Origin of the sequence: Siccibacter colletis (genome assembly GCF_025914095.1) — a bacterium.
GTDB lineage: Bacteria > Pseudomonadota > Gammaproteobacteria > Enterobacterales > Enterobacteriaceae > Siccibacter > Siccibacter colletis.
In genome coordinates, this window is the sequence record NZ_CP074352.1 from 1,847,085 (window position 1) to 1,872,955 (window position 25,871).

Below are 25,871 nucleotides of genomic sequence, written 5' to 3' on the forward strand. Positions count from 1 at the left end.
TGACAGGCCCTCATCGCCCGCCCGGCATTCCACCGGGCGGGCTTTTTTATTGCACTCTGCGGTGCAGACGCCGCCCGACCAGCAGGGCCAGCACCAGCAGCACGCCGATGAACGCCCCCACGCCGTTCCAGCCATAGTCATGCCAGAAGAACCCGCCGGTAGTGCCCGCCAGGCTCGAACCCAGGTAGTAGCTGAACAGATACAGGGAAGATGCCTGACCTTTGGCGCGCCGCGCCCGGACGCCGATCCAGCTGCTTGCTACCGAGTGCGCGGCGAAAAAGCCCGCCGAGAACAGCAGCATGCCGGCAAAAATCACCCACAGCGAGCTGAACAGCGTCAGCAGCACGCCGCCGAGCATAATGCCGGTGAAAGCCAGCAGCACCGGGCCGCGGCCATAGCGGGCGGTCATCGCGCCGGCTTTCGGTGAGCTCCAGGTGCCGGTGAGATAGGCCACCGACAGCAGCCCGACCACCGCCTGGCTGAGATGCCACGGGGAGAGCATCAGGCGATAGCCGATGTAGTTGAACAGCGTCACGAACGCGCCCATCAGCAGAAAGCCCTCAGCAAACAGCAGCGGCAGACCCGCATCGCGCCAGTGCAGGCGGAAGTTGATCGCCAGGGTGCGCGGGCGCAGCGAGGTCGGGCGGAAGTGGCGCGAGGCCGGTAAAATTTTCCAGAACATCAGCGCCGAGGCGAGGGCGAAGCAGCCGATGGTCGCCACCGCCACGCGCCAGCTGAAGAAATCGGTGAGCACGCCGCTCAGCAGACGACCACTCATTCCGCCGATGGAATTGCCGCTGATGTACAGTCCCATCGAGAACGCCACCACCGCCGGGTGCATCTCTTCGCTCAGGTACGTCATGCCAACCGCCGCGACGCCGCTGAGGGACAGGCCGATCAGGGCGCGCACGATCAGTATGCCGTGCCAGCTGGTCATCATGGTGGAGAGCAGCGTACAGCTGGAGGCGAGCAGCAGGGCGGTGACCATCACCGATTTGCGGCCTACGGCATCAGAGAGCGGGCCGGTGATCAACAAACCCAGCGCCATCAGGCCAGTGGAAATCGACAGCGACACGCTGCTGCTGGCCGCTGAAATACCAAACTCGTGCGAGAGCACCGGCAGGATCGGCTGGACGCAGTAGAGCAGAGCAAAGGTAGCAAGCCCGGCGGAAAACAGCGCCAGCGTGACGCGCATAAAGGTGGGAGTGCCGCGTTTGATAAAGGTGACCGGAGTGGGAGAAAGCGGTGCGTCGGCCTCGCGGGTCGGGGCGGGACTGACGTCGGCAGTACGACTCAAAATTACATCCTGTGCGTGGGCGCCCGCGCGGCGGGCTGTATTGTCTGCACAGCGTAGAAAATCGCGATTTATCTGTCTAATATATTAATAATCTCAAATGATATGTATTAAATATGACTATCGAACTGCGTCATCTGCGTTACTTCGTGGCGGTCGCCGAGGAGCTGCACTTTGGCCGCGCAGCCGCGCGTCTCAATATTTCCCAGCCGCCGCTGAGCCAGCAAATTCAGCAGCTGGAGCAGGAAACCGGCGCGCGCTTGCTGGCCCGCACCAATCGCAGCGTCAGCCTGACCCCCGCCGGAACCCAGTTTCTGGCTGACAGCCGCCAGATCCTGAGCCAGGTGGACGCCGCCACCACCCGTGCAGCCCGCTTACATCAGGGGGAAACCGGGGAGCTGCGCATCGGCTTTACCTCGTCGGCACCCTTTATCTCTGCGGTCTCTGACAGCCTCTCTACGTTTCGCCAGCGCTATCCCGATGTCCATATCCAGACGCTGGAGATTAACACCCGGGCGCAGATTGGCCCGCTCAGCGAAGGGGCGCTGGATCTCGGCCTGATGCGCAATACGCGGCTGCCGGATTCCCTGGCGTGGCAGCTGATCCTGCGCGAGCCGCTGCTGGCGATGATCCATCGCGATCACCCGCTGGCGGCCTTGCCGACGGTGTCGCTCCACCAGCTGGCCAGCGAGCCGTTTGTCTTCTTCGACCCCCACGTCGGCACCGGTCTGTATGACGATATTCTTGGGCTGCTGCACCGCTACGGGATTTCGCCGTATATCACCCAGGAAGTGGGGGAGGCGATGACCATTATCGGGCTGGTGGCGGCCGGGCTGGGGGTATCGATTTTGCCCGCGTCCTTTAAGCGCGTGCAGCTGGCCGAGATGCGCTGGGTTCCGATTACCGAGCCGGATGCGATTTCGGAGATGTGGCTGGTCTGGCCGAAACACCGTGAGCGCAGTGCGGCGACCCAGCGCTTTATGTCGCTGGTCACCGGAGCCGCCCTTTCGCTTAATCCCGCAGCAGCCGGTGGGGAAAAACGTGCGGCAAATCACAAGCCTGGGTAAAAAGTTGACGGCGGCTGGTTAAGTGTTTCACCATAGCCAACAATTTATTTCGCAGCGTGAAAATAAGGGAGTTAACGTGGGTGCTGATAGCCAGCCGGGGCATATCGATCAGATTAAACAGACGAACGCAGGTGCGGTATACCGTCTGATCGACCAGCTTGGGCCGATATCGCGTATCGACCTGTCACGCCTTGCGCAACTGGCTCCCGCCAGCATTACTAAAATCGTGCGCGAAATGCTCGAAGCCCACCTGGTGCAGGAGACCGAAATCCAGGAGCCGGGCAGCCGCGGTCGCCCGGCCGTTGGGCTGATGGTCGAGACCCAGGCCTGGCATTTTCTCTCGGTGCGTATCAATCGCGGTGAAATCAACCTCGCGCTGCGCGATCTCAGCAGCCAGCTGGTGGTGGAAGAGCAGCTCGATCTGCCGCTCGACGATCCGCAGCCGTTCGTTGAGCGCATCGTCACCCACGTTGACCAGTTCTTTATTCGTCACCAGCAAAAGCTGGAGCGCCTGACCGCCATCGCCATTACCCTGCCGGGGGTGATTGATACCGGCAACGGCATCGTCCACAGCATGCCGTTTTACGAGGTGGAGAGCGCGCCGCTGGGTGAAGTACTGGAACGCCATACCGGGGTGCCGGTGTTTATTCAGCACGACATCAGCGCCTGGACGATGGCGGAAGGGCTGTTCGGCGCGGCGCGCGGTGCGCGGGATGTGATTCAGGTGGTGATCGACCATAACGTCGGGGCCGGTATCATCACCGATGGTCGCCTGCTGCACGGCGGCAGCAGCAGCCTGGTGGAGATGGGGCATACCCAGGTCGATCCTTTCGGTAAGCGCTGCTACTGCGGCAACCACGGCTGCCTGGAAACCATCGCCAGCATTGACAGCGTGCTGGAGCTGGCGCAGCAGCGCATGGGCCAGTCGATGAGCTCGCAGCTGCATGGCAGGCCGCTCACCGTTGAGTCGCTGTGTGAGGCCGCCTGTCAGGGCGATCTGCTGGCAAAGGACATCATCGTCGGCGTCGGCACCCACGTCGGGCGCATTCTCGCGATTATGGTTAACCTGTTTAATCCGCAAAAAATCCTTATCGGTTCCCCGCTAAATCTGGCGTCGGAGATCCTCTTTCCCGCCATCAGCAGCTGCATCACCCAGCAGGCGCTCCCGGCTTACAGCCGCAACACCTGGGTGGAGGCGACGCACTTTACCCATCGCGGCACTATGGCAGGGGCGGCGCTGGTCAAAGAAGCGCTTTACAACGGTACGCTGTTAATCAGGTTGTTACAGGGATAACAAATTTTTACCGATCCGGGAAAAATTGCGCTATCTCAAGCCCGGCCTGTGGGTCCTGTCGTAGACTTTCGCCACTGAATTATTCTCTTTAGTTATATTTCCAGAGCATAACCGTGGAGTAAGTGATGCTTAAGCGTTTCTTTATTACTGGAACCGATACCTCGGTAGGGAAGACGGTCGTGTCGCGTGCGCTGTTACAGGCGCTGGGGTCCAGCGGCAGCCAGGTCGTGGGCTACAAGCCCGTCGCCAAAGGCAGCAAGGAGACGCCGGACGGCCTGAGAAACAAAGACGCGCTGGTGCTGCAAAGCGTTTCCACCCTCAACCTGCCCTACAGCGCCATCAATCCCGTTGCCTTCAGCGAAGAAGAGAGCAGCGTGGCGCACAGCTGCCCGATTAACTATCCGCTGCTCTCGGACGGTCTGGCGACGCTCAGCGCCCAGGCCGAATATGTGGTGGTGGAAGGAACCGGCGGCTGGCGCAGCCTGATGAACGATCTGCGCCCGCTCTCCGAGTGGGTAGTACAGGAGCAGTTACCGGTGGTGATGGTGGTGGGGATCCAGGAAGGGTGCCTCAATCACGCGCTGCTGACGGCGCAAGCCATTACCAGCGACGGGCTGCCGCTGATGGGCTGGGTTGCTAACCGCATCAATCCGGGCCTGGCGCATTATGCCGAGGTGATTGACGTGCTTAGTAAGAAACTCTCTGCGCCGATGGTGGGGGAGTTACCCTATCTGCCGCGCGCCGAGCATCGCGAGCTGGGGCAGTACATCAACCTGCCGCTGCTGGAGCGTTGCTGGGGTTAACGCCGTTATGCTAAGTGGTGGTGGGTGCGCTGCGCTTACCCACCCTACAAAAAGAGGGTGACAGGCGGGTCCAGGGCGGATAGTCACCCTGGACCCGCCTTCTTTGATGATTACGCGGTTTGAATATTCAGCGCCCGGCGGGTACGGCCGGAGCTGAGATAGTCGGCGATATAATCCTGCGAAATCTCCCCGCTGTAACGACCCTCTTCATCGACAATCGGCATCCAGACGGTGTTGTGCTCATACAGTTTCGAGAGCACCACGCGCAGGTTGTCCTCCGCCTTGCCTGTCACGCGGAACGGGTGCAGCAGGTCAGCGCATTCACCGGTGGCACCACGTGCTTCCCGACGCTTCACGAACCCGAGCGGCTTTTCATTTTCATCCACCACCGTGATGGAACGCATGTCGTTGTCATCCATCACCGCGAAGGCTTCAGCCAGCGGGGTGGCGCGGCGCACCGTGATGGTCGGCTGCTGATCGGTCACGTCGCCTGCCTGCACCAGCAGCAGGCGCTTCAGGGTGCGGTCCTGGCCGACAAAGCTGCCGACAAACTCGTTAGCCGGTTTGGCCAGCAGCTCGTCCGGGCTGGCGCACTGCACGATTTTGCCCTGGCGGAACACCGCAATGCGGTCGCCCAGCTTCAGCGCCTCATCAATATCGTGGCTCACCAGCAGCACGGTTTTCTTCAGCTTGCGCTGCATCTCGAGGAACTCATTCTGGATCACCTCGCGGTTGATCGGGTCCACCGCGCCGAAAGGCTCATCCATCAGCAGCACCGGCGGATCTGCCGCCAGGGCGCGGATCACGCCGATACGCTGCTGCTGACCGCCGGAAAGCTCTTTCGGGTAGCGGTGCAGGTAGCGTTTCGGATCCAGCGCCACCATCTCCATCAGCTCGGCAGCGCGCGCTTTGCAGCGGGCTTTATCCCAGCCCAGCATGCGCGGCACCACCACAATGTTCTCTTCAATGGTCATGTTCGGGAACAGGCCAATCTGCTGGATCACATAGCCGATATTGCGGCGCAGCGTCACGGTATCCATGCCGCTGGTGTCTTCCCCGTTAATCAGGATCTTCCCGCTGGTGGAGGGGATGAGGCGGTTAATCATCTTCAGGGTGGTGGTCTTGCCGCAGCCGGACGGGCCGAGCAGCACGCAAATTTCCCCCTGCGGTACCGTCAGGCTGACGTTATCCACCGCGTTAACTTTCTGGCCGTTTTTCTGCACGAACTCTTTAGTCAGATTTTCCAGTGTAATCATTATCGAATCCCCTTAGGTGTCAGCAGAACCTGCAGACGGTGGAGTAACCAGTCCAGCACAATCGCCAGTAAACAAATCATCACCGCACCGGCAATGAGCATACGAATGTCGCTCCCGCCGATGCCGTTGAGTAACAGTAAGCCGAGGCCTCCCGCGCCGATCACCGCCGCAATCGCCATCACGCCAATGTTCATCACCACCGCGGTGCGAATACCGCCGAAAATCACCGGCAGCGCCATCGGGATCTCAACCCAGCGCAGACGCTGCCAGAAAGTCATGCCGATACCGCGGCCAGCTTCACGCAGGCCTGGCGGCAGGCTGTCCAGCGCGGTAAAGGTGTTACGCATGATCGGCAGCAGCGAGTAAAGGAACACGGCGGTGATAGCCGGCAGGGCGCCGATGCCGTGACCAATCATCGAAAACAGCGGGATCATCAGGCCAAACAGCGCAATCGACGGAATGGTCAGCAGCAGGGTTGCCAGACCTAACACCGGCGGTGCCAGCCATTTATGGCGGGTGATGATGATGCCCAGCGGAACGCCAATCACAATCGCCAGCCCCACCGCCAGCAGTACCAGCCACAGATGTTGCAGCGTCAGGCTCGCAAGGTACGGCGCGTTGTCCATCATGTAGTGAATCGTATCCATAGTGCCTCCTTACAGCAGCCCGTTTTCACGCAGGAAGTCGCGGGCGACCTGTTGCGGCGTCTGGTGATCGATATCCACTCTGGCGTTCAGGGTGGTGATCGCCTCGTTGGTCAGTTTACCGGAGAGGGTATTGAGCGCCTCGGCCAGCCCCGGATTGGCATCCAGCGTGTCCTGGCGCACTACCGGCGTCACCGCATAGCTCGGGAAGAAGCCTTTATCATCTTCCAGCACTTTCAGATCGAAGCCCTTCACGCGTCCGTCGGTGGCATACACCAGCCCGGCTTCCACAAAGCCATCGCGGATGGCGTTATACACCAGGCCCGGGTCCATCTGGCGGATCTGCGGACGATCCAGTTCCATGTTGTAGGCCTTCTGCAGCGGCTTCATGCCGTCGCTGCGTCCGGAGAACTCCAGATCCAGGCCGAGCATCCAGTTGTTATCCGGGTCGGTCTGCCGGATATGTTCAATCTTCTCTACCAGCTGCGACATGGTGGAGATGTTTTCCGCTTCGGCGCGCTTGCGCTGCATGGCGAAAGCGTAGGTATTGTTCATATTGGCCGGGTTAAGCCACATCAGGCCGAGCTTGCCGTCGAGGCGCTTTACGGTCTGGTAGCTCTCTTCCGGGGTCATGCGTTTGTTGATGTGGTTGAAGATAATCAGCGAGGTGCCGGTGTACTCCCAGGTCATGTCCACCTGTTTGTTGATCATCGCATTACGCGAGATCACGGTGGCGATATTGGTTTGCGGCTGCACGTCAAAGCCCTTTTTGCGCAGGTACTGCACCGTCATCGCCGAAAGAATATGCTGCTCGGTAAAACTTTTGGTCGCGAGGATCAGCGGGGCGGACTGCGCCTGGCTGGTCAGCAGCGAGAGGACAGCCACCAGGCTGCACAGAGTTGCTTTCAGTTTCATCTCAACGCTCCTTATCAGGCGGTGTGGGGGCTAAGCAGGCGACCCAGTCCGGCCAGCGCCATATCAAGGATCAGCGCAAACAGGGCCGTGGCGGCCGCGCCCAGGATGAGCGTCGGGAAGTCGTTCAGGTAGATGCCGGGGAAGATCAGCTCGCCGTAGCTGCTGGCCCCGATCAGGAACGCCAGCGGTGCGGTGCCGACGTTTATCGCGGTAGCGATGCGGATGCCTGAAAGTATTACCGGCAGGGCGGCGGGCACTTCCACCTGACGCAGACGCTGCCAGCGCGTCATGCCGATGCCCTTCGCCGCTTCGGTGAGCGAGGCCGGCACCGCGCACAGCCCGGCATAGGTATTGCGCACGATAGGCAGCAGCGAGGCGAGGAACAGCGCGACAATTGCCGGCTTATCCCCGATACCCACCACGATCATCGCCAGCGCCAGTACAGCCAGCGGCGGCAGGGTGTTACCCACGTTAAAGATCTGCATCACCGGTTCAGCGAAACGGCGGGCAGCCGGACGGCTCAACAGCACGCCGCTCGGAATACCGACCGCCAGCGCCAGTGCCATAGAGGTAAAGACCAGCTTCAGGTGCTGTTGCCCGAGGTAGAGTAAATCCACCTTGCGGGCGCTGATAGTATCGAGGCCGATGCCCCACACCAGCGCCGTCACCACGGCAGCGATCAGCAGTATCGCCCCGAAGGTGCGTTGGAGTAGTGAGAAGTGCATTGCTGTTGTCTCCCTGTGCACGGTTTATCGCAACCCAGCGTTGCTTTGTTATGCCTTGTGTTGGCAGGGTGCTTAGAGCTATAGCAACGGATACGACAGGATTCCAGTCAGCGAAGCGCCAGTAATGTCAGTGCCTTAGGATAAAATGGCCGTTTTACCCTGTAACCATAACGAATTGTAACTATTGGCGAGAATAATCTTAAAAGCGAAGCGCTAAGGTGACACCGTAACATAAGCGATTTTTTGTACAGGCCAGATGCGGAGCGGCTTGCCAGCAATATCACCTTATGTCAGGGTGAGAAAAAAACATGAGGGATGCTGATGGGTCTGTTAATCAAGGCGGCGCTCGGCGCGGCCATTGTGCTGTTAATTGGCGTGCTGTCGAAGAGTAAAAACTACTATATCGCCGGGCTGATCCCGCTGTTTCCCACCTTTGCCCTGATTGCCCACTACATCGTCGCCACCGAGCGTAACGTCGAGGCGCTGCGCACCACGGTGATCTTCGGCATGTGGTCGATCATTCCCTATTTCATCTATCTGGCGTCGCTGTGGTATTTCAGCGCCATGATGCGGGTGCCGCTGGCGCTGCTCAGTGCGGTGGCGATGTGGAGCCTGTCGGCGTGGGTGCTGATTGCGCTCTGGACGCGCTTTCACTGACTGGCCCGCCGGGTGGCGGGCCTGAAGATTAACGCCAGAGGGTTTTTTGCGCCACCGGGATCGGCAGGTCGCTGCGCCACGCCGCCAGCGTCAGCCGGGTCAGTTCGCCGAGCGCGACGTAAAACGGATGGCGCGCTTCGGCAATAAACACCTCCAGAAAACGCCCGGACCAGGGCAGAAGATGCCAGGCGAGCAGGCAATCGACGTCGTGTTCCCGCCCGGCCTCAGCCAGCCAGGCGGCCAGCATCAGCAGCGTACCGATGTGATCGCACGGCTCGCGTTCGCTGTGGTTATAGTCGATGCCGCTGGCCGTCATCCACTGGCGCAGCGCCAGCATCGATTCACCAAACAGCACGTTCTCCCGATCCAGCCACACCGACCCCCAGGGCGGCGCAGGTAGCGCCCAGGGGCCAATGAACAGCCGCTGCCAGGCGGCGGGCAGTGGCTCGTCGCCGGACCTCAGCCCGAGGCGCAGGCGCTGGACGATGTCATCGAGCTGCGGATGGGTGACCGGCCAGGCGGCAGCAAATGCCTCGTCCTCAAGCAGCGTCAGTACCGGGGCCAGCGTCGGGCTGTCCGGCGGCTGGCTGAACAGGGCACCGAGGATGCGTCCGCTAAGCGACAGGCTATCCATGAGCGGGGTCAGCAGAGGTTCAGTGAGGGGCATGCTCATCCCGCCACCGCCATACCGACGGTCATATGCAGGCCGTAGAACAGCCCGCGACCAATCACTTCCGCGGCCACGACCATCATAAATCCGCTTGCCAGCGTCAGCGTGCGCGGTGCGCTGCGGCGCATAAGCGGCACCAGCCAGCATGCCAGCCCGAGCAGCAGCAACCCGAAGCGCCAGAGTTGCAGCGTGGCATAACCCGGCACCAGCGCGCTGGCCTGCTGCACCGAACTGTGGATCGCGCCCAGCGAAACGCCCTGCATCAGCGCCGCGCCCGCGCTGACCAGCAGCGCCAGCACGCTCAGCAAGGCAAATCGGCGGCTGGTACCGCGATAGCGCGCCCCGGAGAGCAGCGCCGCACCCAACAGCGGGCCGCCAAGCAGCACCGTCATAAAGAAGCCGAGGGTGGTGTAGCCGGTGTGCCAGGTGGGAACGGTGTTAATCTGGTAAACGCGGGTCATGGCCCAGACAAACCCCAGCCCGGCAAGCATGGTGACCAGCAGCCACAGCTTTACCAGCGCGGCGGGCAGTCGGCCGGACAGCGCCAGCAGCCATCCGATTCCGCCGAGGGCGAAAAACAGCGACCCGGCGGCGATCTCATTGCTCAGCGCCGACGCCCCGATGCGGTTCAGGGAGTTAAACGCCCGCAGCGGCGAACCGAGGTGCAGCATCGAGGCGACAAAGCCGATGCCCATCAGCAGCCAGAGGAAAAACATGGCGCGCACGATGCGCTGCTGCTGTTCACTGTTTCTGCTGCTGGCGAACCAGGCGCAGCCGGTAACGATAACGCCGCCCACCACGCACTGACCGAGCACGGTAAACAGCACCAGCGGCCATTCATGCCATCCGTTGCCCATCTCACACCTCCTTCGGGTTAGCCAGATAGCCGGTGGTATCCCCGACAGGGCGGCTGTTGGCATTGGGTTTGATCACAATATTGGGTCGGGTAAAACGTGCGGCGGGCAGCGGGGCGATCTGCGCCAGATCGCCGTACTTTTTACGCAGCTCGTCAATCGGTGCCATATCCAGCGCGCGCAGCGGGCAGGACTCGACGCAGACTGGCTTTTTGCCATCGGCGATACGGTCATAGCAGCCGTCGCACTTGGTCATGTGGCCTTTGGCGGCATCGTACTGCGGCGCGCCGTAGGGGCAGGCCATGTGGCAGTAGCGACAGCCAATGCACACCTCTTCGTTGACCACCACAAAGCCGTCGTCGCGCTTGTGCATTGCCCCGCTCGGGCAGACTTTGGTACAGGCCGGGTCGGCGCAGTGGTTGCAGGCGATAGACAGATAATACGCAAACACGTTCTGGTGCCAGACGCCGTTATCCTCCTGCCAGTCGCCGCCGGCATACTCGTAGATGCGGCGAAAGCTGACATCCGGGGTGAGATCCTTGTAATCCTTGCACGCCAGCTCGCAGGTTTTGCATCCGGTGCAGCGGCTGGAATCAATATAAAAGCCATATTGGGTTGTCATCGGTTACTCCTTACACCTTCGCGATCTGGACCAGGTTGCTGTGGGACGGGTTACCCTTCGCGAGTGGCGACGGGCGCTGGCTGGTCAGCACGTTAATGCTCCCTGCGCGATCGATACCCTTGTCATCCGGGTCGTACCAGGCACCTTCCCCCAGCGCCACCACGCCCGGCAGGATGCGCGGCGTGACTTTCGCACTGATACGCGTTTCACCGCGCCCGTTCCAGATGCGTACCGTGTCGCCGTTAGCGATGCCGCGCGGGCGCGCATCCAGCGGGTTAATCCACACCTCCTGGCGACAGGCGGCCTTCAGCACCTCCACGTTGCCGTAAGTGGAGTGGGTGCGAGCCTTAAAGTGGAAGCCGGTCAGCTGGAGCGGATAGCGGGCACTCAGCGGATCGTCGTTGTGTTCAAAACCGGGGCTGTACACCGGCAGCGGATCGATGAGGTCGCCGTCGGGCAGCGTCCAGCGAGCGGCAATGTCTGCCAGCTGCGCCGAGTAAATTTCGATTTTTCCCGACGGCGTGGTCAGGGGACTGGCGGCGGGATCGGAGCGAAACGCCTGGTAGGCCACGTGATGGCCCTCGGGATCGCGCTGTTTGAAAATGCCCTGCTGGCGGAAGGTGTCAAAATCAGGCAGCGCCGGAATAGCCTGACGCGAGCGGGCGTAGAGATGGCGCAGCCAGCCCTCCTGGTCGCGGCCTTCGGTAAACTGCTCGCCAACCCCCATACGATGGGCAATCTCGCTGGTCATTTCATACAGGGTTTTGCACTCGAACCTCGGTTTGATCGCCTGGTCGGCGAAAATCACATAACCCATGTTGCCGCACGAGGCGTCAAGGGCGAAATCCATTTGCTCAGAGGCGGTGCAGTCTGGCAGCAACAGGTCGGCGTATCTGGCGGAAGCGGTCATATGACAGTCGATCACCACAATCAGCTCGCACTTCGTCTCGTCCTGCAGAATGTGATGGGTGCGGTTGATCTCCGAGTGCTGGTTTACCAGGCAGTTGCCGGCATAGTTCCAGATCATTTTAATCGGCACGTCGAGCTTATCTTTCCCGCGCACGCCGTCTGCCAGCGCCGTCATCGACGGGCCGCGCTCGATGGCATCGGTCCAGGTAAACATCGAAATGCTGGTCTCAACCGGGTTCTGAAGCGTCGGCATCCGTTCAAAGGGCAGGGCGTAAGAGCCTTCCCGCGCGCCGCTGTTCCCGCCGTTAATCCCGACATTGCCGGTCAGGATCGACAGCATCGCGATGGCCCGCGACGTCAGCTCACCGTTGGAGTGGCGCTGCGGACCCCAGCCCTGGGCGATAAAGGCGGGTTTTGTCTGGGCGATTTCTCGTGCCAGCGTGACGATACGCGCCACGGGAATACCGGTGATGCGCGCGGCCCAGTCTGGCGTCTTGGCAACCCCGTCATCGCCCTGACCGAGAATATACGCTTTATAGTGTGCGTTAGCCGGTGCGCCTGCCGGCAGGGTTTTCTCGTCGTAGCCGACGCAGTAGCGGTCGAGAAAGGCTTGATCGACCAGATTTTCATTAATCATCACCCAGGCGAGGGCGGCAACCAGCGCTGCATCGGTGCCGGGACGGATCGGGATCCACTCATCCTCGCGGCCCGCCCCGGTGTCGGTGTAGCGCGGGTCGATGATGATCATGCGGGCATTCGATTTCTGACGCGCCTGCTCCAGGTAATACGTGACGCCGCCGCCGCTCATTCGCGTTTCGCCCGGGTTATTACCGAACAGGACCACCAGCTTGCTGTTTTCGATGTCTGACGGGCTGTTGCCGTCGGCCCAGCCGCCGTAGGTGTAGTTCAGGCCGGCCGCGATTTGTGCGGTAGAGTAGTCGCCATAGTGGTTGAGGTACCCGCCGCAACAGTTCATCAGGCGCGCAATCAGGGTTTTGCCCGGCGGCCACGAGCGCGTCATGGTGCCTCCCAGCGTGCCGGTGCCATAGTTCAGATAGATGGCTTCATTGCCGTACTGGCTGATGATGCGCCGCATCTCCCGGACCAGCATGTCGTAAGCCTCATCCCAGCTGATCCGCTCGAATTTACCTTCGCCGCGCTTGCCGACGCGCTTCATCGGATATTTAAGCCGGTCGGGATTGTAGACGCGACGGCGCATGGAGCGCCCGCGCAGGCAGGCGCGTACCTGATGCAGCCCGTCATAATTATCGTCGCCGGTATTGTCGGTTTCCACATACTGAATAACACCGTCGGCAACGTGCATACGCAGCGGGCAGCGGCTCCCGCAGTTAACGGTGCAGGCGCTCCACACCTTGCGATCCTGATGCGTGCTGACTGATTCCCCCACCGCCGCGGCGAGCGGGGTGATGCCGAACGGCAACGAAATACCGCCCGCCGCCAGCGCCAGCCCACCCAGCGTGGTGGTGGTGAGAAATGTGCGACGGCTGATCCCGTCCTGATGGTGTGACATGATTCGCTCCCTGACCGTGTCGCCTGCTGAACCGGCAACCAGATGGTAAGAAAAGTAAAAGCATTAGTGTGCTAATGGATTGGCAGGGGGCGAGTGTTACCCATAATGGGGTAGAAAACGTTAATCCGTATCAAGTCGGATGGAGTCAGCGCGGGAAGGAATAAAAAAAGGCGCCGAAGCGCCTGATGCCGTTTACTGCGGTTCGGTGGAAGTGGCGTCCTGAGTGGCCGCGCCGCTGACCGGATAATTACCGCTGCTGGTGCGGGTATAAAGAATTTTTTGCGTGTCGTTGGCGCAGTGGCCAACCACCTGTGCGTCAGGCTGATCCGCCTGATCGTTAGGTACAATCGACAGGGTAAAGCCTGTTTCCGGTACGCCGTTATTAATAATACGCTGAGAGATGTCTGCTTTTACGCGCTCGCACGACCCGGTCGCGGCAAGTGCCGGGCCAGAGGCCATCAGGACCAGAGCGCCTACCCACAATGCTGATTTCATAATCGGCTCCTTAAGCGTGTCGAATCAGATTAAGCATAGCATTGATAGTGTAAATAGTTGTATTTGCTTATATCATCCCGGGTACTTTCGGAAAACTGGACAGTACTGTGAAAAAGTTAATCGCTCTGGCGCTGGTGTCCGCCACGCTGGCGGGCTGCGATGACGCGCCTGCTCCTGACGCCTTCAGCCCGGAAATGGCAAGCTTTTCGAACGAGTTTGATTTCGATCCGTTGCGCGGGCCGGTAAAGGATTTCAGCCAGACGCTAATGAATGAAGAAGATAAAGTGGCGCTGCGCGTCGCCGGCACGCTGTCGAAAGAGGGCTGCTTCGATACGCTCGAATTCCACGACGTGGAAAACAATACCGGTGCCTCGCTGGTGCTGAACGCCAACTTTTATCTCGATGCCATGACCCAGGAGAAACGCGTAAAGCTGCAGGGCAAATGCCAGCTGGCGGAGCTGTCGGGAACCGGCCTCATCTATGAGACCAATGAAAAGGGCTTTGTGGTCGCCGCGCGGAACAACGAGGCGGAAATCATCTATCACTACGACAGCGACGGTTATCCGCTGGGGCGCACGGCAAAAAGCAAAGACAAAACGCTGTCGGTGGAAGCCACGGTATCATCGGACAAGCGCAAGAAGCACGACTACACTGCCGAAACGACGCTTAACGACGAGGTGGTGGGGCGCGCAAATCAGAGCTGCCGCTATGACAGCCATTTCAACCCGTTAAGCTGTGAGCTGGTGATGACGGATCTCTCCGTCACCCCCCATAAAATTCAAAAATTCACCATCAAAAACACCATCAGCTACTACTGAGTGTGATGCCTGCCGCGGCTTTACTGCGCGGTAGGCTTCAACAGGCTTCCCGGCGTTTTGTGCTCGGCCAGATACTGATGCTGGAAGATGCACATGCGGATGGTGTTGCGGTACTCGCCGTTGATAAAGAACTCGTGGATCAGTTCCCCCTCGACCATAAACCCAAGCTTACGGTAGATGTGGATGGCTTTCTCGTTCTCTTTATCGACGATGAGATAGAGCTTGTAGAGGTTGAGGACGGTGAAACCGTAATCCATCGCCAGCTTCGCCGCCCTGGAAGCGAGGCCTTTGCCCTGCTGCTCGGGGGAGATGATTATCTGAAACTCGGCGCGGCGGTGCACGTGGTTGATCTCCACCAGCTCCACTAACCCGGCTTTGTCGCCGTCGCACTCCACCACGAAGCGGCGCTCGCTCTGATCGTGAATGTGCTTGTCGTAAAGATCGGACAGCTCAACGAAAGCCTCGTACGGCTCTTCGAACCAGTAGCGCATTACGCTGGCGTTGTTATCAAGCTGGTGGACGAAGCGCAGATCTTCGCGCTCCAGCGGACGGAGTTTTACCTGTAGTTGGTCAGACATGCAGAATCCTGAAAGCAGCAGGCTCCGGGTGGAGCCTGCAAAGGTCATTACGGGGCGACGGTGCGGCCGGTACGGCGATCAAGACAGCGCTGAGTGTTGCTTTCCCAGTAAGCGTTAACGTTGACGCTCTGCTGGCATTTATCGCGCAGGTCGAACGCCACGTCGTCTTTATCCCACTCTTTTTCCACGCGGGTGTTCACCTTGTGGCGCAGGGAGCGGGTATCGTTCCACTGCTCTTTTTCCATTGCGGCGTGCTGGCGGCTCTGGGCGCTGTCGCCGGACTCGATCACCAGACGGCTGGTTTCGGCCTGAACCGCCTGGCTGAAGGCGAGGGAAGCGGCAAATGCCAGCGGCATCAGCGCCAGTAAGGGACGAAGGATTGTATTCATAACCGTTTCCTTTTAGGGTGTGCGGTGCTTCGGTTGCACAGACTGACGATTATATCACCGCACCTCAGGGGCGGACAGCGTCAGCCGGTTACAAATTATTCCGCCCTGAGGTTCAACATGATCAAAACAACCCTGCTGTTTTTTGCCACCGCGCTGGCGGAAATTATCGGCTGCTATCTTCCCTGGCTGTGGCTTAAGCGCGGCGTCACACCGCTGGTGCTGCTGCCCGCTGCGCTGTCGCTGGGGATGTTCGTCTGGCTGCTGACGCTGCACCCGGCGGCGAGCGGGCGCGTCTATGCCGCTTATGGCGGGGTATATGTTTGCGCGGCGCTGCTGTGGCTGCGCGTAGTGGATGGCGAAAAGCTGTCGCTCTACGACTGGCTCGGCGCAGGTGTGGCCCTGTGCGGCATGCTGATCATCGTCGCCGGATGGGGGCGTGCCTGAGCGCCTGAAGTGTGACCGTGCGCGGATTTTTGTGATCTTATACTTGTATGGTAGTAGCGCAGTTGCGTAAGTTTAGCGCTATTGAGGCCATTACAGAGGTAAGGATCCCCCATGAAAATCGTCGCGGCTGAAGTGTTTGTTACCTGCCCTGGACGTAACTTCGTTACGCTGAAAATCACCACCGACAGCGGCCTGACCGGGCTGGGCGATGCCACCCTGAACGGGCGCGAGCTGCCGGTTGCCTCCTATCTGAAAGATCACCTGTGCCCGCAGCTGATTGGCCGCGATGCGCACCGTATCGAAGATATCTGGCAGTTTTTCTACAAAGGCGCCTACTGGCGTCGTGGCCCGGTGACCATGTCCGCCATTTCCGCCATCGATACCGCGCTGTGGGATATCAAAGCGAAAGCCGCCGGGATGCCGCTCTACCAGCTGCTGGGCGGCGCGTCGCGCGAGGGGGTGATGGTCTACTGCCACACCACCGGGCACAGCATTGATGAGGTGCTGGAAGATTATGCCCGCCACAAAGAGCAGGGCTTCAAAGCGATTCGCGTTCAGTGCGGCGTGCCGGGCATGAAAACCACCTACGGCATGGCGAAGGGCAAAGGGCTGGCGTATGAACCCGCCACCAAAGGGCAGTGGCCGGAAGAGCAGCTCTGGTCTACCGAAAAGTACCTCGACTTTACGCCGAAACTGTTCGATGCCGTGCGCAACGAGTTTGGTTTTGACGAACACCTGCTGCACGACATGCACCACCGCCTGACCCCCATCGAAGCCGCGCGTTTTGGTAAGAGCATCGAAGAGTACCGCATGTTCTGGATGGAAGACCCGACCCCGGCGGAAAACCAGGCCTGCTTCCGTCTGATCCGCCAGCACACCGTGACGCCGATTGCGGTCGGGGAAGTGTTCAACAGCATCTGGGACTGCAAACAGCTGATTGAAGAGCAGCTCATCGACTACATCCGCACCACCATCACCCACGCCGGGGGCATCACCGGTATGCGTCGCATCGCCGACTTCGCCTCGCTGTATCAGGTGCGTACCGGCTCTCACGGCCCGTCGGATCTGTCACCCATCTGCCACGCGGCGGCGCTGCACTTTGACTTGTGGGTGCCAAACTTCGGCGTGCAGGAGTACATGGGCTATTCCGAGCAGATGCTGGAGGTGTTCCCGCACAGCTGGACCTTTGACAACGGCTATATGCATCCGGGCGACAAGCCGGGCCTCGGCATTGAGTTCGATGAGAAGCTGGCTGCGAAATACCCCTACGATCCAGCGTACCTGCCGGTGGCCCGCCTCGAAGACGGCACGCTGTGGAACTGGTAACAGGAGCAATGATGAAAAGTATTGTTATCCAGCAGCCGAACCGGCTGGACATTGAAACCCGCAGCCTGCCCGAACCCGCTGTGGGAGAGGTGCGCGTGAAGGTGAAACTGGCGGGCATCTGCGGCTCGGACAGCCACATCTACCGCGGTCATAATCCGTTCGCGAAATACCCGCGCGTTATCGGCCACGAGTTCTTTGGCCTTATCGACGCGGTGGGCGAGGGCGTATCCGCCGCCCGTCTCGGCGAGCGCGTGGCGGTCGATCCGGTGATCAGCTGCGGTCACTGCTACCCGTGTTCGGTGGGCAAGCCTAACGTCTGTACGTCGCTGGTAGTGCTCGGTGTGCACCGCGATGGCGGCTTCAGTGAGTATGCCGTAGTGCCTGAGCGCAACGCCTGGACAGTGCCGGACGCCATTCCCGACGCCGACGCAGTCATGATTGAACCCTTTACCATTGCCGCCAACGTCACCGGCCAGGTCAACCCGACCCCGCGCGATGTGGCGCTGGTTTACGGCGCGGGCCCGATGGGGCTCACCACCATTCAGGTGCTGAAGGGCGTCTATAACGTCGGGCAGGTGATTGTGGTGGACCGCATCGAGGAGCGGCTGGAGATGGCGCGCCAGAGCGGGGCGGATATGGTGATTAATAATCTCAATCAACCGCTGGCGGCGGTGCTGGAGGCGCAGGGCATCAGGCCGACGCTGATTGTCGATGCCGCCTGTCATCCGTCAATTTTACAGGAGGCGGTGCTGCTGGCCTCCCCGGCGGCGCGCGTCGTGCTGATGGGGTTCTCCAGCGAGCCGAGCAGCATCACCCAGCAGAGCATCACCGGCAAAGAGATTTCCATCTTTTCCTCGCGGCTTAATGCGAAGAAATTCCCCGTGGTTATCGACTGGCTAAGCCGGGGGCTTATCAGTCCGGCGAAGCTGGTGACCCACACGTTTGCTTATCAACACGTTACCGACGCCATTGAACTGTTTGAGAATAACCAGCGGCAGTGCTGCAAGGTGCTTCTCACCTTCAATGAATAAAAACGGACAACCCGGCCGCTCGTCGCGCCGGGAAAATAGTCATGCGAGTACGTGGTCCGCATCTTACCCTTTGCAGAGATAGCCATTATGACGCAAGTAAAAGCCGAGAGATCGACCTCAGACCTGGTTAAAGCCGCCGTATCGGGCTGGCTGGGTACCGCCCTTGAATTTATGGATTTCCAGCTCTATTCGCTGGGCGCGGCGCTGGTGTTTCATGAAATATTCTTCCCGGAACAGTCTGCCGCAATGGCGCTGATCCTGGCGATGGGCACCTACGGCGCGGGCTACATCGCCCGTATCGTTGGCGCATTTATTTTTGGCAAGATGGGCGACCGCATAGGCCGCAAAAAAGTGCTGTTTATTACCATCACCATGATGGGGATCTGTACCACGCTGATCGGCGTGCTGCCCACCTACGCCCAGATCGGTATTTTCGCGCCAATCCTGCTGGTGACGCTGCGCATCGTGCAGGGGCTGGGCGCCGGAGCGGAGATCTCCGGGGCCGGCACCATGCTGGCCGAGTACGCGCCGAAAGGCCGTCGCGGCATTATCTCCTCGCTGGTGGCGATGGGCACCAACTGCGGCACCCTGAGCGCGACCGCCATCTGGGCGGTGATGTTCTTTGTGCTGGAGCGCGAAGAGCTGGTGGCCTGGGGCTGGCGCGTGCCGTTCCTCGCCAGCGTGGTGGTGATGATCTTCGCCATCTGGCTGCGTATGAACCTGAAAGAAAGCCCGGTGTTTGAACAGGTCAGCGACGGCGATAAAGCCCCGGCGCAGATCGAACCGCGTGAAACCACGCTCGGGGCGATGTTCACCAGTAAATCCTTCTGGCTGGCAACCGGGTTGCGCTTCGGCCAGGCCGGTAACTCCGGGCTGATCCAGACCTTCCTTGCCGGTTATCTGGTGCAGACCCTGCTGTTTGATAAGGCCATTCCTACCGATGCGCTGATGATCAGCTCGTTTATTGGCTTCATCACCATTCCGCTGCTCGGCTGGCTGTCGGATAAATACGGGCGGCGCGTGCCCTATATTCTGCTGAATATCTCGGCGATTATCCTGGCGTACCCGATGCTGTCGATTATTGTCGATAAGAGTTACGCCCCCGGCACCATCATGCTCTCAATCATCGTTATCCATAACTTCGCGGTGCTGGGGCTGTTTGCGCTGGAAAACATCACGATGGCGGAGATGTTCGGCGCGCGAAATCGCTTCACCCGCATGGCTATCTCGAAAGAGGTGGGTGGTCTGGTGGCGGTAGGTTTCGGGCCGCTGGTGGCGGGCATTCTCTGCAACATGACCGGCAGCTGGTTACCCATCGTCGCCATGATTATTGTCTACTCGCTGATTGGCCTTGCCTCGGCCTTGCTGATGCCGGAAGTGCGCGACCGCGACCTGAATGTGCTGGAGGATGCCGCAGAGCCTGCCGCGCGAGCGACGGAGCGGGTGGGGCATTACGTCTGATATGCTTGTCATTATCTTAACCTCAACGCCTGCCTGACCGCAGGCGTTTTTTTGACACATCCGGTTACCATTCTAGTCAAGGTAGTCAGCAGATCCTGTCGCAGGTCAACATCGCTGGCGGCGCAAGACGTAATCTGTTGAACCACTGTTTTATTTCCTGAGACGAGTCTCTTCTATGGCACATAAACTACTTTCTGCTCGGGCTGTGACCCCGACTTACTCGCGTGACGCGCTGGTCCCGCGCATCGTTCATCTCGGCTTCGGCGCGTTTCACCGAGCGCATCAGGCGCTCTACGCCGATATGCTCGCCGCAGAGCACGGCAGCGACTGGGGCTACTGCGAAGTCAATCTGATTGGCGGCGAGCAGCAGATCGCCGATCTGCGCGCTCAGGACAATCTCTATACCGTGGCAGAGATGTCGGCCGATGGCTGGAATGCGCGCGTCGTGGGAGTGGTGAAGAGGGCGCTGCACGCCGGAGTGGACGGGCTGGAGGTGGTGCTTGACGCGCTGTGCGAGCCGCAGGTGGCTATCGTCTCACTCACCATTACCGAGAAAGGCTACTGCCATGCGCCGGCTACCGGGCAGCTGGTGCTGGATCATCCGCTGATTGTCGCCGACCTGCAGCATCCGCAGCGGCCGGGGTCGGCTCCGGGCGTGATCGTCGAAGCGCTGGCGCGGCGTAGAGAGGCGGGGCTGCCCCCGTTCAGCGTCATGTCCTGCGACAACATGCCGGAAAATGGTCACGTGCTGAAAAACGTGGTGCTGGCCTTTGCCGCGGCGCGCGACGCCGCGCTGGCGCAATGGATCGCCGATAAGGTGACTTTTCCGTCAACTATGGTGGATCGCATCGTCCCGGCCGTCACGCCGCAGACGCTGGAGAAAATTGAGCAACTTACCGGCGTGCGCGACCCGGCGGCGGTGGCCTGCGAGCCGTTCCGCCAGTGGGTGATTGAGGATAACTTCGTCGCCGGGCGTCCGGCGTGGGAAAAGGCCGGGGCGGAACTGGTGTCCGACGTCATCCCGTTCGAAGAGATGAAACTGCGCATGCTGAACGGCAGCCACTCGTTTCTGGCTTACACCGGCTACCTGGCCGGGTATCAGCACATCAACGACTGCATGGAAAATACGAGTTTCAGACGCGCTGCGCGGGCGCTGATGCTGAACGAGCAGGCGCCAACGCTGCGGGTGAAAGGCGTGGATCTTGCGCGCTATGCCGACCTGCTGATTGAGCGCTACAGCAACCCGGCGCTGCGCCACCGCACCTGGCAGATCGCGATGGACGGCAGCCAGAAGCTGCCCCAGCGCCTGCTCGATTCGGTGCGCTGGCATCGTGTACACGGCAGCCGCTTCGATCTACTGGCGCTGGGGATTGCGGCCTGGATGCGTTACGTGGGCGGTGTGGACGAGCAGGGAGAAGCCATTGACGTCAGCGATCCGCTGCTGCCGGTTATTCAGCAGGCGGTTGAGCGTAGCGACGACGGCGCAGCGCGGGTGAAGGCGTTACTGGGGATTGAGGCGATATTCGGTAACGAGCTGCCTGAAGATGCGGCGTTTACCGCGGCGGTCACCCAGGCGTATCTGATGCTGTGCGAGAAGGGGGCGAAAGCAACGGTGGCGGCTTACGCTGAACGGGTAGCGTAACAAACATTGGTGCCGCCCTAAGGCGGCACGTTTCCTTTAGTGCAAACCAAGCCGGATCAGCTCAACCGGGGCATACTGCCCGTCGCACCCTTCCACTTCCACGGTTTTTTCACGGCGTACTTTCTCTGCGCTCAGGCCGTCGGCGTGAATAGCTTTGATAACGCCGGTCTGGCCACTGCCGCTAATCATCACGCGGCTGCCGGTGGAAATCGGGTTGCGGTTACGGTCGTAAGTTCTCATGGTGGTTTCTCCTCTGAACAGCGATAAAAATTCAGACGCTGTAAAGTGTAAAAACGCGACCGCAGAAAACCTTAACCTCGATCAAAATCTGATGGATTTGTGTGATGAATATCACGCTGTGCAGCAGGCTACTCTTCGCTGAACCACTCGCGGTTTTCCTGACGGATCAGCTGCACCGACTCGCTGATCTCCTGCAGATGGACCGTCATGGCGTGCTCTACCGCGTCGCCGTCGCGCTTTTCCAGCGCGAGGAAAATATCGTTGTGCTGGCGCAGCAGCATCTCGGGCGGCGAGACGTGATCGAGGCTCATATAGCGCACGCGGTCAATGGTCGCCTTGATGTTTTCGATGGTGTCCCAGGCCAGCTGGCAGTCTGCCACTTGGGCCAGGCGCTGGTGGAACTCATCGTCGAGCTGGAAGAAATCGTTAAGCTGCTTGCGCTCAATGGCAATCCGCTGCTGGTTCAGGTTCTGCTCCAGCTGGTAGCACTGGGCATCGTCAATCAACGACGCCGCACGCCGAGCTACCGCGCACTCAATCGCCTGACGCACAAAGCAGCCGTTGCGTACCTGGGAAAGGGAGATCTTATTTACGTAGCTGCCGCGCTGGGGGCGGATCTGAATCAGTCCATTTTCAGCCAGCTTGATAAACGCTTCCCGCACCGGCTGGCGCGACACGTCGAACCGTACCGACACCTCTTTTTCCGACAGCGGCGTTCCCGGTGGGATCAGGCAGTGCACGATATCACGTCGTAAAATACGATAGATTTGCTGGTTAACCGGTTGGGTGGGATTGAGTTGCGTTTCGGCGGCCATTATTTCTTACTTTTTAAGCGGGTATGCGCGTAATCTATCACCTTTTGGCGGGTCAGCCCATACCCGGCCCGCAGGCCGGGCGGGAGGATCACTCGCCGCGATGGACGTTCAGCCCGGCAAAGGACTGGCTGACCGGCATCATTTCCACGGTATTGATGTTGACGTGCGCTGGCAGCGTCGCCACCCACCACACCGCCTCGGTGACGTCGTCCGGCGTCAGGGCGCTGGTGTTCTCGTAGGTTTTACCCGCTTTGGCATCATCACCTTTGAAACGTACGTTGGAGAACTCGGTACCGCCCACCAGGCCCGGCTCAATGTCGGTGACGCGCACCGCGGTGCCGTGCAGGTCGGTACGCAGGTTCAGGCTGAACTGGCGCACAAAGGCTTTGGTTGCGCCGTAGACGTTGCCGCCCGCGTAAGGCCAGCTGCCTGCGGTGGAGCCAATGTTAATGATATGGCCGCGATTACGCTCCACCATGCCCGGCAGCACCGCGCGGGTCATGTACACCAGCCCTTTGTTGTTGGTGTCGATCATGTTTTCCCAGTCTTCGAGGCTCGCTTTGTGGGCTGGCTCCAGACCGAGCGCCAGGCCTGCGTTGTTGACCAGGATATCAATTGCCTGCCACTCAGCGGGCAGGGCGCTCAGCATCTCCTCAATGGCAGCGCGGTTGCGCACGTCGAGCTGCGCGGTGTGAATGCCGTCGCCCAGTTCGTCCTTCAGCTCCTGCAGACGCTCCTGGCGGCGGCCGGTCGCGATAACCTTATGACCATTTTTTACGAAGCGACGGGTGATATGTTCGCCAAACCCGGAGGTGGCTCCGGTAACTAATATAATCATCTCACTGTTCCTCAACGCTTTTTGTGTTGTATTACCTTAGCACGCTCACTGCTTTTCAGGGAACCTGGATACGTATCAGCCTGTTTCCCGCCTGCCCATTGCCGGAGGGGGCATCGTTGCATAAGCTAGAGGATTGTCATGATGACCTAACCGGAGCCGACGATGTCCGCACAGAATCCGTTTTTTGAGACCAGCCTGCTGCCTTACGAGGCCCCCCGTTTTGATGTGATAACCGATCAACATTACCGTCCGGCGTTCGATGAAGCGGTGCGCATCAAGCGCGAGGAGATTGCCGCCATTGTGGCTAACACAGCCGCACCGGACTTCGACAACACCGTGCTGGCGCTGGAGAACAGCGGGCGCATGCTGAGCCGCGTCACCGCCGTGTTTTTTGCCATGACCGCCGCGCACACTAACGATAATTTGCAAACGCTGGACGAAGCGTTCAGCGCTGAACTGGCGGAGCTGGCAGATGATATCTACCTCAACGAGCCGCTGTTTGTGCGCGTCGATGCGGTATATCAGACGCGTCACCGCCTCGGGCTGGACGCCGAGTCGCTGCGGCTGGTCGAAACCCTCTGGCAGCGCTTTATGCTGGCCGGGGCGCGCCTCGGCCATGAGCAGAAGGCGCAGCTGAAAGCCCTGAATAAAGAGGCTGCGCAACTGACCAGCCAGTTCAATAACCGTCTGTTGGCGGCGAATAAAGCCGGTGCGCTGGTGGTGGATGACGTGGCGCAGCTTGCCGGGCTGAGCGAGGAGGAGATCGCGGCGGCTGCGGAAGCCGCCCGGGCGCGCGGCCTGGAAGGGCGCTGGGTATTGCCGCTGCTCAACACCACCCAACAGCCAGCGCTGGCAGCCCTGGAAAACCGTGCCACGCGGGAAACCCTGTTTAATGCCGCCTGGGAGCGTGCGCAGCGCGGCGACGACAACGATACCCGGGCGCTGGTGCTGCGTCTGGTGGAGCTCCGGGCGCAGCAGGCGAAACTGCTGGGCTTCAATGACTATGCCAGCTGGAAGATCGCCGATCAGATGGCGAAAACGCCCCAGGCCGCCCAGCGTTTTATGCGCAACATTGCTCCGGCGGCCCGCGCCCGTGCCGAGCGCGAGCGGGAAGATATTCAGCAGGTGATCGATCGCCTGGGCGAGGATTTCAGCGTCCGGGCCTGGGACTGGAACTACTACGCCGGACAGGTGCGCCGCGAAAAATATGCCCTCGACGAAAACGAGATCAAACCTTACTTCGAGCTGGATAACGTCCTGACCCGCGGCGTGTTCTGGGCGGCCAGCAGCCTGTTTGGCATTCGCTTCGTCGAGCGCTTCGACATCCCGCGCTATCATGACGATGTGCGCACCTGGGAAATTTTTGATAAGGACGGGCGAGGCCTGGCGCTGTTCTACGGCGATTTCTTCGCCCGGGAAAGCAAAAGCGGCGGGGCATGGATGGGTAACTTCGTTGAGCAGTCTACGCTTACCGGCAACGAACCGGTGATCTATAACGTCTGCAACTACCCGAAACCCGCCCCTGGTACACCGGCGTTGATATCATGGGATGACGTTATCACGCTGTTCCATGAATTTGGTCACACGTTGCACGGCCTGTTTGCCAACACGCGCTACGCCAGCCTCTCCGGCACCAATACCCCGCGTGATTTCGTTGAGTTCCCGTCGCAGATCAATGAGCACTGGGCCAGCCACCCGGAAGTGTTCACCCGCTACGCCCGCCACTACCAGACCGACGCGCCGATGCCGGAGGCGCTGCGCGAGAAGCTGTTCCGCTCCGAGCAGTTCAACAAGGGCTACGACATGACCGAACTGCTGGCGGCGGCGCTGCTCGACCTGAACTGGCACAGCATTAATGCCGGACAGAGCATTAAGGACGTTACCTGGTTTGAAACCGCTTCGCTGGCGCGGGAAAACCTGCTGCTGGAAGCAGTGCCGCCGCGCTACCGCTCAAGCTATTTCGCGCACATTTTCGGCGGTGGCTACGCGGCGGGCTACTACGCCTATCTCTGGACGCAGATGCTGGCCGATGACGGCTATCAGTGGTTTGTCGAGCAGGGCGGGTTGAATGAGGGAAACGGACAGCGCTTCCGCGACGCAATCCTGTCGCGCGGCAATACTTCAGATCTTGAGGCGCTGTACCGCGACTGGCGCGGCCACGATCCAAAGATCGAGCCAATGCTGAAAAATCGGGGATTACGTGACTGACGGGGCATCGGGCCGGGTATTATCCCGGCCTCTAAAGACAAACAGAGGCTTTGGCCTCTGTTTTATAGGGTGGTTCTGGAAGCATGCCGTTTTTTAGCAAGGCAGGCGCGAGCCGTAACCCGGGTTCCACACACTGAGCAGACGGCTCCGTGGGGATGATTTTTGTCCGTACAGGCGTTGGTAAAACGAAAACCCGTGCTGCTACAGACAGGACAGACAAATTTTAAATTGGGGATAACCCCTCCAGGCTGTACTATTGAAGCTTCACATTAGCATGTTTTTTATACATTCATACTACTAATGATTTCGTAGGAAATCAGTGTAAGCGGTAACAACTGAGTATCC

26 protein-coding genes are annotated in these 25,871 nt (G+C 60.1%); 11 read left to right on the plus strand and 15 right to left on the minus strand.

What is annotated here, in order from left to right; translation table 11 throughout:
• Positions 1-46: 46 nt before the first annotated feature.
• Entirely contained in the window at positions 47-1,297 is a 1,251-nt protein-coding gene (locus KFZ77_RS08850; RefSeq protein WP_264386033.1) for an MFS transporter, read from the minus strand.
• Positions 1,298-1,410: 113 nt separating this feature from the next.
• Between KFZ77_RS08850 and KFZ77_RS08855 the strand changes: the two genes are divergently transcribed.
• The 3 genes from KFZ77_RS08855 (at position 1,411) to bioD (ending at position 4,458) form a co-directional block, all read left to right on the plus strand.
• A complete protein-coding gene (locus tag KFZ77_RS08855; RefSeq protein ID WP_264386034.1) occupies positions 1,411-2,361 on the plus strand; it encodes a LysR family transcriptional regulator in 951 nt (316 codons plus the stop codon).
• A gap of 76 nt (positions 2,362-2,437) precedes the next feature.
• Positions 2,438-3,655: a sugar metabolism global transcriptional regulator Mlc gene (gene mlc / locus KFZ77_RS08860; RefSeq protein WP_264386035.1), complete on the plus strand. Its 1,218-nt coding sequence runs from the start codon at positions 2,438-2,440 to the stop codon at positions 3,653-3,655.
• Between the two features lie 125 nt (positions 3,656-3,780).
• On the plus strand, positions 3,781-4,458 hold the full coding sequence (bioD, locus tag KFZ77_RS08865) for a dethiobiotin synthase (protein WP_264386036.1): 678 nt from the start codon (positions 3,781-3,783) through the stop codon (positions 4,456-4,458).
• A 110-nt stretch (positions 4,459-4,568) separates the two neighbouring features.
• On the opposite strand, the gene osmV is transcribed toward bioD, so the two are convergent.
• From osmV to KFZ77_RS08885, 4 genes are read right to left on the minus strand one after another with little or no spacing between them, the layout of a single operon-like run.
• Positions 4,569-5,714 carry an osmoprotectant ABC transporter ATP-binding protein OsmV gene (gene osmV, locus KFZ77_RS08870; RefSeq protein ID WP_264386037.1) on the minus strand — a complete coding sequence of 382 codons (1,146 nt, stop codon included), beginning with the start codon at positions 5,712-5,714 and terminating at the stop codon, positions 4,569-4,571.
• Positions 5,714-6,361, minus strand: coding sequence for an osmoprotectant ABC transporter permease OsmW (osmW, locus tag KFZ77_RS08875; protein WP_031522641.1), 648 nt, complete (start codon positions 6,359-6,361; stop codon positions 5,714-5,716). The genes osmV and osmW overlap by 1 nt, the downstream gene beginning before the upstream one ends.
• A gap of 9 nt (positions 6,362-6,370) precedes the next feature.
• Positions 6,371-7,273, minus strand: a complete 903-nt coding sequence (locus KFZ77_RS08880; RefSeq protein WP_264386038.1) for a glycine betaine ABC transporter substrate-binding protein — start codon at positions 7,271-7,273, stop codon at positions 6,371-6,373.
• Between the two features lie 14 nt (positions 7,274-7,287).
• Positions 7,288-7,998: an ABC transporter permease gene (locus KFZ77_RS08885; protein ID WP_264386039.1), complete on the minus strand. Its 711-nt coding sequence runs from the start codon at positions 7,996-7,998 to the stop codon at positions 7,288-7,290.
• A 321-nt stretch (positions 7,999-8,319) separates the two neighbouring features.
• Between KFZ77_RS08885 and KFZ77_RS08890 the strand changes: the two genes are divergently transcribed.
• On the plus strand, positions 8,320-8,655 hold the full coding sequence (locus KFZ77_RS08890) for a GlpM family protein (protein WP_031522647.1): 336 nt from the start codon (positions 8,320-8,322) through the stop codon (positions 8,653-8,655).
• Positions 8,656-8,683: 28 nt separating this feature from the next.
• Here KFZ77_RS08890 and dmsD read toward each other — a convergent pair whose 3' ends face one another.
• The 5 genes from dmsD to KFZ77_RS08915 all read right to left on the minus strand — a co-directional run bounded on the left by dmsD (position 8,684) and on the right by KFZ77_RS08915 (position 13,736).
• A complete protein-coding gene (gene dmsD, locus KFZ77_RS08895) occupies positions 8,684-9,322 on the minus strand; it encodes a Tat proofreading chaperone DmsD (RefSeq protein ID WP_264386040.1) in 639 nt (212 codons plus the stop codon).
• A gap of 2 nt (positions 9,323-9,324) precedes the next feature.
• Positions 9,325-10,182 (minus strand): dimethyl sulfoxide reductase anchor subunit family protein, encoded by an 858-nt coding sequence (locus KFZ77_RS08900; RefSeq protein WP_031522651.1) that lies wholly within the window; start codon positions 10,180-10,182, stop codon positions 9,325-9,327.
• A gap of 1 nt (position 10,183) precedes the next feature.
• Positions 10,184-10,801 (minus strand): DMSO/selenate family reductase complex B subunit, encoded by a 618-nt coding sequence (locus KFZ77_RS08905; RefSeq protein WP_264386041.1) that lies wholly within the window; start codon positions 10,799-10,801, stop codon positions 10,184-10,186.
• 10 nt (positions 10,802-10,811) lie between these two features.
• Positions 10,812-13,241, minus strand: coding sequence for a dimethylsulfoxide reductase subunit A (dmsA, locus tag KFZ77_RS08910; RefSeq protein ID WP_264386042.1), 2,430 nt, complete (start codon positions 13,239-13,241; stop codon positions 10,812-10,814).
• Between the two features lie 192 nt (positions 13,242-13,433).
• Positions 13,434-13,736 carry a DUF1161 domain-containing protein gene (locus KFZ77_RS08915; RefSeq protein ID WP_264386043.1) on the minus strand — a complete coding sequence of 101 codons (303 nt, stop codon included), beginning with the start codon at positions 13,734-13,736 and terminating at the stop codon, positions 13,434-13,436.
• A 107-nt stretch (positions 13,737-13,843) separates the two neighbouring features.
• Between KFZ77_RS08915 and KFZ77_RS08920 the strand changes: the two genes are divergently transcribed.
• The gene (locus tag KFZ77_RS08920; RefSeq protein WP_031522660.1) at positions 13,844-14,554 is read left to right on the plus strand and encodes a YnfC family lipoprotein; all 711 of its coding nucleotides are present in this window, start codon (positions 13,844-13,846) and stop codon (positions 14,552-14,554) included.
• Between the two features lie 20 nt (positions 14,555-14,574).
• Here the strand turns inward: KFZ77_RS08920 and speG are convergent, their stop codons facing one another.
• Positions 14,575-15,132, minus strand: a complete 558-nt coding sequence (gene speG / locus KFZ77_RS08925) for a spermidine N1-acetyltransferase (RefSeq protein WP_264386044.1) — start codon at positions 15,130-15,132, stop codon at positions 14,575-14,577.
• A 47-nt stretch (positions 15,133-15,179) separates the two neighbouring features.
• The gene (locus tag KFZ77_RS08930; protein WP_264386045.1) at positions 15,180-15,521 is read right to left on the minus strand and encodes a DUF1283 family protein; all 342 of its coding nucleotides are present in this window, start codon (positions 15,519-15,521) and stop codon (positions 15,180-15,182) included.
• A 117-nt stretch (positions 15,522-15,638) separates the two neighbouring features.
• Here KFZ77_RS08930 and KFZ77_RS08935 point away from each other — a divergent pair, with 117 nt between their 5' ends.
• The 5 genes from KFZ77_RS08935 (at position 15,639) to KFZ77_RS08955 (ending at position 21,425) form a co-directional block, all read left to right on the plus strand.
• Positions 15,639-15,965 carry a YnfA family protein gene (locus KFZ77_RS08935; RefSeq protein WP_035891319.1) on the plus strand — a complete coding sequence of 109 codons (327 nt, stop codon included), beginning with the start codon at positions 15,639-15,641 and terminating at the stop codon, positions 15,963-15,965.
• Between the two features lie 111 nt (positions 15,966-16,076).
• Positions 16,077-17,291, plus strand: a complete 1,215-nt coding sequence (gene manD, locus KFZ77_RS08940; protein ID WP_264386046.1) for a D-mannonate dehydratase ManD — start codon at positions 16,077-16,079, stop codon at positions 17,289-17,291.
• A gap of 11 nt (positions 17,292-17,302) precedes the next feature.
• Positions 17,303-18,322, plus strand: coding sequence for a Zn-dependent oxidoreductase (locus tag KFZ77_RS08945; RefSeq protein WP_264386047.1), 1,020 nt, complete (start codon positions 17,303-17,305; stop codon positions 18,320-18,322).
• An 87-nt stretch (positions 18,323-18,409) separates the two neighbouring features.
• Positions 18,410-19,783, plus strand: coding sequence for an MFS transporter (locus tag KFZ77_RS08950; protein WP_264386048.1), 1,374 nt, complete (start codon positions 18,410-18,412; stop codon positions 19,781-19,783).
• 175 nt (positions 19,784-19,958) lie between these two features.
• The gene (locus KFZ77_RS08955) at positions 19,959-21,425 is read left to right on the plus strand and encodes a mannitol dehydrogenase family protein (protein WP_264386049.1); all 1,467 of its coding nucleotides are present in this window, start codon (positions 19,959-19,961) and stop codon (positions 21,423-21,425) included.
• 36 nt (positions 21,426-21,461) lie between these two features.
• Here KFZ77_RS08955 and ydfZ read toward each other — a convergent pair whose 3' ends face one another.
• From ydfZ to ydfG, 3 genes are all read right to left on the minus strand, one after another.
• Positions 21,462-21,665: a putative selenium delivery protein YdfZ gene (gene ydfZ / locus KFZ77_RS08960; RefSeq protein ID WP_031522676.1), complete on the minus strand. Its 204-nt coding sequence runs from the start codon at positions 21,663-21,665 to the stop codon at positions 21,462-21,464.
• A gap of 128 nt (positions 21,666-21,793) precedes the next feature.
• A complete protein-coding gene (locus KFZ77_RS08965; protein ID WP_031522677.1) occupies positions 21,794-22,480 on the minus strand; it encodes a GntR family transcriptional regulator in 687 nt (228 codons plus the stop codon).
• An 88-nt stretch (positions 22,481-22,568) separates the two neighbouring features.
• Positions 22,569-23,318 (minus strand): bifunctional NADP-dependent 3-hydroxy acid dehydrogenase/3-hydroxypropionate dehydrogenase YdfG, encoded by a 750-nt coding sequence (gene ydfG / locus KFZ77_RS08970; protein WP_264386050.1) that lies wholly within the window; start codon positions 23,316-23,318, stop codon positions 22,569-22,571.
• Between the two features lie 162 nt (positions 23,319-23,480).
• On the opposite strand from ydfG, the gene dcp reads away from it, so the two are divergent.
• Positions 23,481-25,526 (plus strand): peptidyl-dipeptidase Dcp, encoded by a 2,046-nt coding sequence (gene dcp, locus KFZ77_RS08975; protein ID WP_264386051.1) that lies wholly within the window; start codon positions 23,481-23,483, stop codon positions 25,524-25,526.
• Positions 25,527-25,871 lie beyond the last annotated feature (345 nt).